We start from the raw sequence: 12,152 nt of genomic DNA, 5'->3' as shown, positions 1-12,152 counted from the left end.
GGGGGGGCCGGCGGGGGGGCAGCCGCGCGTGGCGGTTTTCCTTTTTTTGCCCCCCCGGGGGGGGGGGCGGGGGGGGTGGGGGGGGCGGCGGGGGGGGGGGGGGCCCCCCCCCCACGGCCCGGTTCAGTCAGTCCTGCTGCCGGTCAGCCGCAGGAGCTGGTGCACGAGGTGGTGCTGGAGGTGGTGCTGCAGCTGGTGGTGCTGGTGCAGCCGTCCATCATCGCGCCACTGTCGTCGTTGTAGTCGTTGATCTCGAAGGTCTCCGACTCAAGCGTCAGCATGTCGCGCGCCAGGTCGGCGAGCGGGAGCTTGTCGGCCATGGGTGTCTCCTCAGGGTCAAGCGTGCGATGGACGTCAGGCGGTGCAGCAGGAGGTGGTGCTGGTGGTGCTGGAGCTGCAGCTGCTGCTGTCACAGCTGGTCGAGGAGACGCCGAGCAGCTTCCCGTCGAACTCGCTGTAGTCGTTGATCTCGAAGGTCTCGGACTCCAGCGCCAGCATGTCGCGCGCCAGGTCGGCCAGTTCAGCCTTGGGCGTCATGAGCGCCTCCCTCTGATAATCGGTTCCGGTGGATTGGGGCCCCGATCCTTTATAAGAGAGGGCGATTCAAGGCCGCTGACAACCGCCTCACAGCTCGCTGACACCCACCAGACACGCGAGCGCCGCGCCGACCATCGCGGTGATACCGGTCCGCAGCGTGGGCACAGCGGCGGGTGCGAAACGCGGGGAGTGGTTGGGCGGGAGTACGGTGAACTCGCGGCCGGGCGCCTCGGCGCGGGCTCGCCGCCACTCCTCCCGGCCGACACAGCCGAGCATCCAGTAGACGGCCGGTATCGCGCCGCCCGCCGTATAACGGGGGAAGTCCTCGGCGGCCATGGAGGTCCGCCAGGGCAGCACCGCGGCAGGCCCCAGCGCGGCGGCGTGTGCCCGCCGTACGGTGGCGAGCCACCGGGGGTCGTTCACCGTCGGCTCCGCCCTGGCGGTCACCTCGACTTCGGGCGGATGGCCCGGCAGCAGCCGGGCGGCCTGCGCGCACGCCAGCTCGCGCACGGCACCGGCGGCGCGCTCGGCGGCCGCCGCCGTCCCTGCCCGCACGCTCACCTCCAGCGTGGCGCGGTCCGGTACGACGTTGGCGGCGGTTCCCGCGTGCAGGACTCCCACGGCGGCCGACGCGTCGGCACCCACCGCCGCGCGCAACCTGGTGACGACGGCGGCCGCCGCCTCCACCGGGTTCGCAGCGCCGGCCGGGTCTGCCGAGTGCCCGCCGGGGCCGTGCAGCACGACCCGCAGGGTGCGGGCGGCGGCCAGGACGGTCTCCGCATGCGCTACCCGGGCCGCCGGGAAGGGCGCGAGGTGCTGGGCAAGCACCGTGTCCGGGGTGCCGAACCGCTCGTAGAGTCCGTCGGCGAGCACGGCTTCAGCGCCGGTGAGGGTCTCCTCGGCGGGTTGCGCGACCATGGTCACGGTGCCCCGCCAGCGCTCCCGCAGGCGGGCCAGGACATCCATGGCGCCCACGGCCGCCGCGAGGTGCGCGTCATGTCCGCAGGCATGCATCACTCCGTCCGTCCGAGAGGCATACGGCAGCCCGGTCTCCTCGCGCACCGGCAGCGCGTCCAGCTCGGCCCGCAGCAGCACGTTCGGCCCGGTGCCGTCGCCGAGCACCCCGACGACTCCATGCCCGCCGACTCCCTCCGTGACCTCACAGCCCCGGTTCCGCAGCGCGGCGGCCACCGTGGCGGCCGTCCGCCGCTCGGCACCGGAGAGTTCGGGGGCGCTGTGCAGTCGGAGGTACAGCTCCAGGGCGGCCGGGAGAGCGGCGGTGACTTCGGCCCTCAACTCATCGGTTCTCGAATCGGTCATGGGAACGGGTGCGGTATCGGGATCAGGTCGGCGGGGGTCAGGTCGGTGTCGCGCAGGCCGGCCCTGCGGTACGCGGAGAACATGCGGGGCATGTGCCGGGCGCGCTGACGGGCCCAGCCGAAGTCGAGCGGCAGCAGACCGGGGACGATGGTGGCCACCGTGTGCACCCCCAGCCCCCGCTGTTCCGGGGAGGTCTGCTCGACCACGATGACCTCGTGTCCGGCGGCCGCGAGGGCGTCGGTGACCAGGGTGACGTCGGCGCGGACGTCGGTGGTGCGCGGCCGGGTGCGTTGCCAGTCCGCGTACACCTCGGCGAAGGGCAGCGTACGCGCGGGAGAGGTGTACCGCTCGACGTGCGGGAGCATCTCCGGCAGCGAGAACAGTGCGGGATGGTCGCGCAGCTGGCGGACGCGGAAGTAGTCGGCCGGCATCGCGCGGACCTCCTCCTTGCGGTCCCGGAAACGCCGGGGCAGTTCGGGCAGGTAGGTGAGGATCTCCGACACCGCCCCGCGCACCGCCGCGAGCGGGTCGAGGCTCGCGGCAGCGGCGAAGGACAGCGTCCCGGGGCCGCGGTCGCGGCGCACGGCCAGGCCGGTGACGGCGGGCACCGGCAGGTCGATCCGGTTGTCGAAGAGGTGGACGTCGTAGCCCTGCAGGGCGGCCCGGTCCAGCATCATGCGCAGTTCGGGGTCGGCAACCTTACTGACGTCGATCTCGGTCAGCGTGGCGCCGCCGTACCAGCCGAGCACGAACGAGTCGCGCTCGATGAGTTCGAGCAGCCCGAACAGTATGGCCTCGGCGAGCGTGCCGCCGCTCGCGCAGCCGTTCGAGGAGTCGAAGACGAAGTTGTCGTCGGAGGTCTCGCCGCCGTAGTAGACAAGCCGGCGGGGCACCAGGATGTCCCGGCCATGGGTCAGGTCCCGGCCCCGGACCCAGGGGATCGGCCTGGCCGGGTCGAACGGGTCGCAGGCGTCGTCCAGTTCATAGGTCAGGTCGGAGTACATGCCGCAGGTGCGCGGGTCCAGGGCCTGGTCGCGGATGTCGTCGTAGGCGGCGAGCAGCGGGGCCGCGCGGTGCCGCCGGGCGATGCCCGCATACCGTTCGAGGCCCTCGAAGAAGGCAAGGTCGCGGCTGGTCCGGAAGGAGTTGTCCTGTCCGCTGAAGGTCATCTCCGCGAGCCCGTAATGGCCCTTGATCATCACCCGGCCGGTGACCGGTGCGGTGGTCGGTGAGGTGATGGTGTGGAAGGTGCGCGGGCCGAGGATGCCGCAGACGGGGTTCACCAGGGCGTCCTCGGGCAACGCGAAGCTGTCCGTGGTCCGCGCCCGGTAGGTGTCGGGTGCCGGCTTGGGGGCTGCGGGCAGTTCCCGGGTACGGGGCTCCGTGCCTTCGCCGCCGCAGCCGGGGCACATGGGGTCCGGGATCAGCGGGAACCGGCGGATGTGCAGCGTCTCCAGCTCCAGCGCCCACACCCAGGCCGCGCCCAGGCGCCGGTCGGCGGGAAGCTCCGCGGCGCCGGCCGCCAGGTACAGCTGCCGTAGGGCCTCCACGGCGGTCGGCAGCAGCAGCGGCCACGTGTCCACCGCCTCGGTGCCCGTGCCGAGTTCGAGCGCCTGGCGTTCGTACTCGGGGCGCAGCCGCTGCCAGCGCAGGGCCAGGCAGTAACCGCACGGGTCCGACGGCTGCGCCCGGAACGGGCCGACGACCGCGTGGGCGGGGCCCAGGTGGACGGTCGCGACGGGGCGGGTGGCGGCTTCGGGATCATTCGCTTCATCGAGCACGTCGTACACCCCGAGGGTGGCGACCACCGGCGGCGCGGCCGGATGGCCCGCCGGGGCGTGCAGCTCCCGCAGGGCGTCCTGCAGTGCCTCGGCGGCGCTCGCCCGCTGGGCGGTCATGACTTGTTCTCCCAGCGGAACGTCCTGGCCGCGAGCGCGGCGAGGACCGCGGCGAACACCAGCAGCGCCAGCAGACGCAGCGCATACGGGCCGAAACTGATCCGGCCACCATCGAGGACCCCGGTCACCGCCTCATTCATGTAGCGCAGCGGCAGCACGTGGGAGAAGGCGCGCAGCCAGTCGGGGGACTGGCTCAGCGGCATGAACGAGCCGCTGAGGAACGCCATCGGCACCATCAGGCAGTTCGCGAGCGCGCCGACCGCGTCCGGGGTACGGCACACGTTGCCGAGGACAACACCGATGGCGAAGAACGCCAGCGCGCCGGCCACCAGCACCGGCACGGTGAGCAGCAGCCCGACCACCGAGGCGTGCAACCGGAACGGCGGGGCCATGGCCACCGCGAGGAACAGCACCGCCTGGGCGACGGCCACGACGAGCACGATCACCAGCCGGCTGCCCAGGACGGTCAGTACCGAGGTGGGGGTGCGGCGGATGGTCCGCAGCAGGTCGGTGCCACGCCACTTGACCAGGGAGTAGGCGGCGCCGAACACGGCGGCGTTGCCGACGCCCCACGCCATCACGCCGGGTGCGAGGTAGTCGATGACGGTCTTGCCGTGGTCGGCCTCGTTGGAGCCGAAGAGCAGGCCGAAGACCACGATGAAGATCAGCGGGAAGGCGAAGGTGAAGAACAGCTCGGCCTTGTTGCGGCTGGAGGCGAGGAAATTGGCCCGCACCAGCGGGGTGAATCCGGTCACCGGGTGAACTCCGCTCCGGTCAGGTACAGGTACACGTCTTCGAGGGTCGGGCGGCGGGTCTCCACCTGGTCGAGGTCGACGACGGCGCCGAGGGCGGCCAGCACTTCGGAGACGGAATCCGTGCTGATCTCCGTGTCGGCACCGGTCTGCCGGGTGCCCAGGACGCCGGGCAGTGCGGCGGCGTCCTCGCAGGACAGCAGGTCGCCGGGGACCCGGATGTGGCTGGCACCGCCGGCCTCACGGATCAGCTGCCGCGGCGCGTCGAGCGCGACCACCCGGCCCGCCTGGACGATCGCCGTGCGGTCACACAACTCCTCGGCCTCGTCGAGGTGGTGGGTGGTACAGACGATGGAGCAGCCCTGGGCACGGATGTCGCGCAGCAGCCGCCACAGGCCCCGGCGGGCCTCCGGGTCCAGGGCGGCGGTCGGCTCGTCGAGGAAGAGCAGGCCGGGCTCGTGCACCAGGGCGGAGGCGATCGCCAGGCGCTGGCGCTGACCGCCCGAGAGCTTGTCCACGCGCACCTTCGCCGAGCCGCCCAGGTCCACCTTCTCCAGCGCCTCGGCGGCGGCCGTGCGGGGCAGGTCGTACAGGCCCGCCATGGTCTGGAGGTGTTCGATCGCCGTCAGGTCCGGGAAGAAGGCGGACGCCTGGCTCTGGATGCCGAGTCTGCGGTACACGGCCATCTTGCGCGGCCAGGGGCTTTCGCCGAAGACGGTGACGGTGCCCGAGTCCGGCACCCGCTGCCCGGCGAGCATCTCGATCAGGGTGGTCTTGCCCGCGCCGTTGGGGCCGAGGATGCCGAAGAACTCTCCCTCGCTCACGGTGAAGGAGATTCCGTCGACGGCCGTGGTGTCACCGTACGACTTGTGCAGGTCTTGTACGACCACCACGGGCTGGTGCGGCGGTTGTCGGTTCACGAGGGCGGAACTCCTTCGGTGCGTGGGAGGGGGTGGGGGGAGGGATGCGGGCCCGCCGTCGGGCGGTGCCTGCGGTGGTGGTTCGGTACGGCGCCGACGGCGACGCCGGCCGACGGCGAGCGAGACCGCCGCCCACAGAGCGACGGCGGCCAGGACCAGCAGCCGAGTGGTCCCGTCGGTCGTCCGCACGACGAGCAGGGCGACCGCCGCAGTGAGGGCGAGCGCGGTCCCGGCGAACAGGGCCGCGTAGCTGCGGTACAGCCACCGGGCCCGGGCCGGGTACGGCACGGCGTCCCCAGCCCGTCGGTGCCGCAGGTACGCCCAGGTCTGCGGTCCCAGATCGATGGTGCCCAAAGCGTGCTGGAGCATCCGGTAGCCGTCCAGGCCGGGCAGCGGCAGGTAGTTGAACAGGGCACGCAGCACGCCGACCACGAGCAGGGCGGAGAGGCTGTCGTGGGTGACGTCACCTTCCGGCAGCGTCAGCCACAGTGCGAAGAACGGCAGCAGAAAGACGAGGTTCATGACCACGCCGACCGCGGCTGTGGCCACCTGGTGGCGCCGGGAGCGCAGCAGCAGGACATCGTCGGCCTCGCAGTAGAACATCACCAGCGGCAGCCGCCAGCGCATGCCGATGGAGGTGGCCCGGCCGCCGTAGTGGTGGCACCACAGGCCGTGCCCCACCTCGTGCAGTGCGGATGATGCCCATAGCAGGGACCCGGCGAGGACGGCCAGTTCCGGATGCCGGTACAGCACCGGCAGGTCTCGGACCAGCCCCGGCGCACCGGCCGCGAGGCGGGCCAGCATCCCCGCACACAGCAGCAGCGTCACCACCGTCACGGGTGTGGTGAACGCCCAGCGGATATGGCGGTAGAGGCGTTCCAGCATGGGCTGCGGGTCGCCCCAGTCCAGCGAGCCGGTCAGCCAGGACTTCTCGGTGAGCGGTCCGGGTGCGGCAGGTGCTGGCACGGGCGCGCCCGGGGCGTCGAGGAAGGAGCGGCGCCACAGTGTGCCCAGGATCGCCGACCAGGCCTTCTCGTCCAGGGCCCGCCCGTACGCGGCGGCGTACTCGGCGCCGATGTCGCGCAGCGTACGGCTGCCGTCGAGGCGCTCGATGACGAAGTGCTCCTTGGTCCCGACCTCGAAGAACCGGCCGGTCCTGCGGTCCTTGACCAGGTGGACCGTGCGCGGGCCGCGCAGCACGGCGGGCCCGAGGGCCAGCTCAGGCGCGCGGCGCGGACTGGCGTCCAGCAGAGCTGGGGCGGACATCACACCGCGCCTTCCGCCGCCGTGGCGGTCTCCGCGATGGCGCGGGACAGTACATGGCCGAGGTACGCCTCGTCGGTCAGCGTGATGTGCAGCCGGTTGTTCGTCATGTGCAGATACGCCGGCAGCAGCCGCTCCAGCGCCTCGGCCGGGTCGGTGACGGTGACCCGCCGGGTGCGGTCCCAGGACGGGAAGATCAGCTCACCGGCGCGCGCGTGGACGGCGATCCGGTCCCGGAGCTCGGCACAGTGCCGGGCCCAGGTGCCGAGCGAACCGGGCAGCCCTTCGCCCTCGCCGGAGCGCACGGCGGAGCTGATGACGGCGTACCGCTGCGCCACCGCGGCGGCCATGGCCGGGTAGCCCCGGTCGAAGTCCGAGCCGGAGACCAGGTCGGTGCTCTCGAAGGAGCTGCGCCAGAAATCCCGGTACCGCTCCAGGAACCGGACGGTCTCGGCGTCGTCGTCGAGGAACACCGAGCACATCACCATCATCAGCTGACCGGCGTATCCGAGCAGGACGCTGCGCATATGCAGGTTCATCACACTCATGGCTTCGAGCACCAAGTCGGTGGAGTGCGTGAAGTGCCACTCGGCGGTCCGGACGCCGACGCCGCCGCCGTACTTGTCGTACTCCGGCTCGTACGGCGCCCAGTGGAAGGAGTTGTTCTTCCGCAGGCGCATCCGGCCGTCCTCGCCGAGGTACTGCGTGCGCTGCTCGGGCGTGAACTCGAGGTCGAAAAGGGTGTTGTAGAGGCCGACGTAGAAGTCCGACTTCACCTCGTACAGGGAGGGACGGCGGCGCAGGAAAGCGGCGATGGCTTCCTCGGCCCGGGAGACGACCTCCTCGCGGGTGGCCTGGTCGGCCTGGTCGGCGAGGCGGAAGCGAACCCGCACGTGCGGGCCCTCCAGCCAGTAGTTGAGAAAGAAGTACTCCTCGACCAGGCCGGCTGTCCGCAGCTCGGCGAAGAGCGGCTTGACGCAGGTGGTCAGCAGGGGACGCGGGTTGCCGGTGTAGAAGACGTACACCGCGAGCCACCTCTCGTCCGTGGCCGGCAGCCCCTCGACGGGCGGGAGCGCTGGATATGCCGTCATCGTTCCTCGCTGGGGTACGGCCGCCGCGCGGGCGGGGTGGTGAAGGTCTCCATCACGATCTCCGTGATGTGCGATCCGGCCTGCGAGGTGGTGTGCAGGCCGGAAGCGTCCGGGAACATCTCGGTGACGGTCACCGAGGCCACCTCGTCGGTCAGCAGATGCTCGAAGAGCTGAAGGGACAGCACACTGTCGAAGTCCAGGTAGTGGGGTTTCTGCCGGCGGGGCACGGCCACGTCCTCGCCCTCCGGTGCGCGCAGCCGCAGGGTGACGAACACCTGGGCGTCCATGCCGTGCCGGCGCCGCCACCGCTGCCAGCGTACGAACCACTCTCCGCAACCCTCACTGGGCCGGCGGCGCACCGGCAGGGCGGTGACGGGTACCGACCAGCTGCGCCTGCTGAGGATGAGCGAGCCGTGGCGCACCCGGGGCCGGGTGCTCACACCGTCGTCGGTGCGCGGGCCCTGGGGGACGCCGCCCCACGGGTCGATGGTGACCATCGCGGACGGCGAGAGCAGCAGCAGCGTGCGGGCCACCTCGGGCAGCGCCGCGGGCACCAGATAGCCGAGGTAGACCGGGATCACCTCGCGGCCGAGGGAGCGCGAGCGCAGCACAAGCCGGTCGGAGTCCGGGTCGTGGGAGAGGACCAGATCGTCCAGCGGGATGCGGGCCTCGGCAGGCGCGGTGCTGTGCTCGCCCGGGCAGACGATCTCGTAGTCGGTCAGCCGCGCGTGCAGGTTCAGGTTGGACCGGGCGGTACCGCCGGTGACCTCCGCGAAAACCGCGTCCCGTGGGCAGGCCGTGCGCTGCCAGTCGCGCAGGCGCCCGGCCAGATCGAGGTCGGCGAAGCCATGGGTGAACCGGGAGAACGGGAACGACAACCCGCCCCAGGACCGGTTGAGCACAGCGGCCGGACCGTCCTCGGCCCCGGACAGCTGCAGGAAGTGGGCCTCGGGCCGGAAATCGGGCGCCAGCGCACGCAGCTGGTCAGCGACCGCGTCGACGAAGGAGTCGTCGAGCACGATCTCCGCGCGGTCGTCGCCCTGCTGCTCCCACACCGCACACATGCGCTCGGCGAACAGCTGGCGGGCCGCGTCGACAGCGGTGATCTCCGGTTGCTCCAGCCAGTTGTCCGCCGGTACGTAGGAGCCGTCCGCGGCGAACGGGACCCGGGACGCCGACACCCGCAGGTAGTGGTCGTAGATGTCCTCCTGGAAGTCGCTGACCAGGTCGAGCAGATCGGAGCAGGTGCCGCCACGGCCGTAGCGGGTCAGGAAGAAACCACGCAGGGTGAGCCGGTGTGGCAGGGCCAGGTCGAACGCGGGCATGATCCGTGACAGGGAGGCCAGCGATCCACCGACGCGCTGCTCGAACTCCGCCCTGTCCAGCGGCATCACTGCAGCCGCGGCCCGGGTGTCCTCGTACACCAGGGCCGGCGGCAACGTGGCGTGACCGGCCCCCAGGTCTGCGTGGAGCACCCCGAGCGTACGGCGGACCTCGGCGATCAGCCGGCGCCGCTCGCCGAGGTCCGCGCCGCGGTACGCGCGGACCAGATCGCTGACCTGGGCAAGCCCGTCCGCGAGCCGTGCGGCCCAGGGGGCGCCGATACCGCGGACCGAGTCGGCGAAGGCCAGCACCGGGTCCGGGCTGTGCAGGTCGACGGCGAGCGCGGGCACCGAGAGCAGGCCGAGCCGCAGCAGGGTGGCCAGGAAGCGCTCGCAGTCCTCGGCGGGGGCGCTGAGGCGCTCGGCGAAGCGGGCCAGCAGCTCCCGGTAGCGCAGCGGAGTGCCGTCGGCGAACAGTGCGATCAGCACGTCGAGCCCGCCGGTGTGCCGCAGGAAGAACATGGTCTCGCTGACAGCGTCGAAGCTCGCGGTGACGCTGTCGTCCCCTGCGGTGACCGTGCGCCGCACGTAACGGATCCGGTCGGTGTCGCTGGTCCAGCCGCTGACCAGGGTGACCGGCAGGTCGCCCCGCAGCCGCTCGTCGGCCGTGACCAGTTCACCGAGCCGGTCGAGGACGGTGATGTTGAGCTGGGTGTGGTCGGTCCATCGCTCGTCGGGCGCGAGCGCGAAACCCCGCGGGCCGCCGCTGCGGAACTCGCCGACGGCGATGCCGGTGAACGCGCTGAACGGGCTGGTCTTGCAGGCGCTGCGGTAGACGTACTCCAGCAGCGAGCGTTCGATGCGTCGCTGCTTCTTGTTGAGCGGGCCGGACCCGGCCGTCAGATAGGAACCGAGCTGTTCGTCCAGGACGGCGGAGGCCAGCAGCAGGCCCTGACGCAGCCGCGGCTGCCCGGCCAGTTCGACCAGGTGGGCCCGGGCCGAGGTGAGTTCCTCGTCCACGACCGGCTCGGCGAGCAGCTCACGCAGTTCTTGGTGGAGGCGCAGCCAGCGGCGCAGGTCGGTGCCCAGCTCGCCGCCGACCCGGTCGGCCACATCCTCGCCGTCGCGCGGCAGCACGCCCGTGAACACCTTGCGGCGGGTGTTGAGCAGCTGCCACCGGAAGTGTTCGTCCTCGGTGGCGCCGACCAGCGCGTGCAGCGCGTCACTCAGCTGCGCCCCTTCGGCGCGCAGGCGGTCCTGCAGGTCGAGGACCTGTCCGGCCCAGGCCGCCGAGCGCGGCTGGCGCAGCCCGGCGACGGCGTCGTAGGGAAGGCCGCCGATCCGCGCCATGAAGCGCGGGCCGAGCGTGCTGCCCTCGGCGGGGCCGGCCTGGGCCATGGGCCCGGCATGCAGATCAGCAGTCATCGTATGCGCCGCCTCAGCTGTTCTCGAACCGGCAGCCGGCGAACCGGCCGCGCTCGTGCCCGACCATCAGGATCAGCAGCGGCTGCTCGTCGGAGCCCTCCAAGCCGAGCTCCTCCATGTACGAGATGTTGTCGAAGCCGAGCGCGGCACCGCAGCCCACGCCGATCCCGCTGCTCGCCGTGTACACGGCCTGTGCGACGGATCCCACCAGGGCGTTGACCAGGCGGTAGCCGCGGGGTCCGACAGCGTCGATGACCTCGTTGCCGCGCACCACCGGCACCACGACGGCCCCGGCCTGCTCCAGGTTGTAGTTGTTCAGGAAGTAGTTGCGCTGCAGGAAGGTGCCGTAGGACCCGGCCTTCACCAGGACCAGTTCGTCTGTGTCCGGCACGTATTCGTAGATCCCTGGCTCGACGCCCTCGACGTGGTTGACGAACACGTGGAACTTCACCAGGCCGAGCCCCTGCCCGTCGGCTCCGGACAGGTCGCACGGCAGGGCGGCGCCGGTCTCGGCGGCGGCCAGGACGGTGCTCAGCTCGGCCCGCGTGAGGCGCCGCAGCGCCGAGAACTCGCCGAAACTGCTGCGTCGGCCGTGCAGTGCCTCGGATACGCCGGCCGGGCCGAAGTCCGCCGGGCCGAGCGGCAGCCGCTGCCCGTCGCCGGCCGGCAGCGCCGTCGCCGGGGCGAGGGCACCGGGACCGGGCCGCTGGTCGGCGTCGGTGCGGGTGTCGGCGTGGATGGCCTGGAGCAGTTCGAACCGCAGCACGGTACGGGAGCGCTCCTCGTCAGTGTGCCGGACCGAAGAGCGGACCGGGGAGGAGGCGGCCCCGTGGCTCGCGCCGTCCCAGGCGATCGGTATGACCGCGAAGACCCCCTCGTCGTCCGGGTCGGATCCGATCAGCTCGCCCAGACGTGTCTCGTCGAACCAGAACGCCGGCCGGACCTCCAGGTTCCGCGCCCCGGCCCACAGCCGCCAGGTCTGTATGACGGTGCCGATGTCCATCGTGGTGGCGTGGTAGCTGAAGCTGTTGTACTTGAAGGCGTTCTGCCAGAACTTCAGGCCCAGCAGCAGGAACTGGTCGGTGGTGACGGCGTCGGAGCCGGCGGTCTCCAGTGCGGCGGCGACCTGCCCGCTGACGTCGCCGCTGAGCAGCCGCTGGATGCCGTGCTGCGGCGAGTTGTAGTAGTAAACACCGGGCGCTACGGGGGCGCTGGGGCCGGCCACCCAGTAGATGCTCACCGGGTAGAGGCCTCCGCCGGAGGCGGTGCCCCGCGCGAACTTCGCTGAGCGGTACGACTGCACCTTGTCCAGGTCGTCGTTGGCGTTGATCTCGATGCGGCGGGCGAGACGGCCGTACGACTCCAGCAACATCCCGGACAGCGACTCCATGGTGAAGCCCGCCGTACCAGTGCCGCCCCCGGCCGTGAAGGCGGTCCGCAGCGAGGCGTCGCCGTCCACGGTCGCGGGCAGTTCGATCGTGTCCAGGCCCCGGTAGAGCTTGGTCTGCCGGGGGGCGTCGGCCCAGTTGGGCTGGAAGTTGCGCGGCGGCATGCCGTCGCGGCCGCGGTGCAGCACGGCGTCGAGGTACTCATGCGCGAAAGCCATCGCGAAGTCCTTTGCAGA

General features: G+C 71.7%; 9 protein-coding genes. All 9 read right to left on the bottom strand.

Annotation, left to right across the window (positions count from 1 at the left end):
* Nucleotides 1–143 precede the first annotated feature (143 nt).
* Nucleotides 144–320, bottom strand: a complete 177-nt coding sequence (locus tag ACH4FX_RS34170) for a thiazolylpeptide-type bacteriocin (protein WP_053802156.1) — start codon at nucleotides 318–320, stop codon at nucleotides 144–146.
* Nucleotides 321–354: 34 nt separating this feature from the next.
* Nucleotides 355–537 (bottom strand): hypothetical protein, encoded by a 183-nt coding sequence (locus ACH4FX_RS34165; protein WP_053802155.1) that lies wholly within the window; start codon nucleotides 535–537, stop codon nucleotides 355–357.
* Nucleotides 538–624: 87 nt separating this feature from the next.
* Complete coding sequence (locus ACH4FX_RS34160) at nucleotides 625–1,857, bottom strand: amidohydrolase (RefSeq protein ID WP_398485329.1); 1,233 nt, start codon at nucleotides 1,855–1,857, stop codon at nucleotides 625–627.
* A complete protein-coding gene (locus ACH4FX_RS34155) occupies nucleotides 1,854–3,755 on the bottom strand; it encodes a TOMM precursor leader peptide-binding protein (protein ID WP_398485328.1) in 1,902 nt (633 codons plus the stop codon). The genes ACH4FX_RS34160 and ACH4FX_RS34155 overlap by 4 nt, the downstream gene beginning before the upstream one ends.
* Nucleotides 3,752–4,510, bottom strand: coding sequence for an ABC transporter permease (locus tag ACH4FX_RS34150; RefSeq protein ID WP_398485327.1), 759 nt, complete (start codon nucleotides 4,508–4,510; stop codon nucleotides 3,752–3,754). Before ACH4FX_RS34150 ends, ACH4FX_RS34155 begins: the two co-directional genes overlap by 4 nt.
* On the bottom strand, nucleotides 4,507–5,427 hold the full coding sequence (locus ACH4FX_RS34145) for an ABC transporter ATP-binding protein (RefSeq protein ID WP_398485334.1): 921 nt from the start codon (nucleotides 5,425–5,427) through the stop codon (nucleotides 4,507–4,509). The genes ACH4FX_RS34150 and ACH4FX_RS34145 overlap by 4 nt, the downstream gene beginning before the upstream one ends.
* A 1,265-nt stretch (nucleotides 5,428–6,692) precedes the next feature.
* Nucleotides 6,693–7,781 (bottom strand): lantibiotic dehydratase C-terminal domain-containing protein, encoded by a 1,089-nt coding sequence (locus ACH4FX_RS34140; protein ID WP_398485326.1) that lies wholly within the window; start codon nucleotides 7,779–7,781, stop codon nucleotides 6,693–6,695.
* Nucleotides 7,778–10,528 carry a lantibiotic dehydratase gene (locus ACH4FX_RS34135; RefSeq protein ID WP_398485325.1) on the bottom strand — a complete coding sequence of 917 codons (2,751 nt, stop codon included), beginning with the start codon at nucleotides 10,526–10,528 and terminating at the stop codon, nucleotides 7,778–7,780. Before ACH4FX_RS34135 ends, ACH4FX_RS34140 begins: the two co-directional genes overlap by 4 nt.
* Nucleotides 10,529–10,541: 13 nt before the next feature.
* The gene (locus ACH4FX_RS34130; RefSeq protein ID WP_398485324.1) at nucleotides 10,542–12,134 is read right to left on the bottom strand and encodes a SagB family peptide dehydrogenase; all 1,593 of its coding nucleotides are present in this window, start codon (nucleotides 12,132–12,134) and stop codon (nucleotides 10,542–10,544) included.
* Nucleotides 12,135–12,152 lie beyond the last annotated feature (18 nt).

It is taken from the genome of Streptomyces sp. NPDC018019 (genome assembly GCF_044327805.1).
Classification (GTDB): domain Bacteria; phylum Actinomycetota; class Actinomycetes; order Streptomycetales; family Streptomycetaceae; genus Streptomyces.
Note: the sequence above shows the minus strand (reverse complement) of the source record. Positions and strands in the feature narration are given on the sequence as shown.

Coding starts and splice junctions, on each gene's coding strand:
- ACH4FX_RS34170 (WP_053802156.1), bottom strand. CDS start 320: ATGGCCGACAAGCTCCCGCTCGCCGACCTGGCGCGCGACATGCTGACG.
- ACH4FX_RS34165 (WP_053802155.1), bottom strand. CDS start 537: ATGACGCCCAAGGCTGAACTGGCCGACCTGGCGCGCGACATGCTGGCG.
- ACH4FX_RS34160 (WP_398485329.1), bottom strand. CDS start 1,857: ATGACCGATTCGAGAACCGATGAGTTGAGGGCCGAAGTCACCGCCGCT.
- ACH4FX_RS34155 (WP_398485328.1), bottom strand. CDS start 3,755: ATGACCGCCCAGCGGGCGAGCGCCGCCGAGGCACTGCAGGACGCCCTG.
- ACH4FX_RS34140 (WP_398485326.1), bottom strand. CDS start 7,781: ATGACGGCATATCCAGCGCTCCCGCCCGTCGAGGGGCTGCCGGCCACG.
- ACH4FX_RS34135 (WP_398485325.1), bottom strand. CDS start 10,528: ATGACTGCTGATCTGCATGCCGGGCCCATGGCCCAGGCCGGCCCCGCC.
- ACH4FX_RS34130 (WP_398485324.1), bottom strand. CDS start 12,134: ATGGCTTTCGCGCATGAGTACCTCGACGCCGTGCTGCACCGCGGCCGC.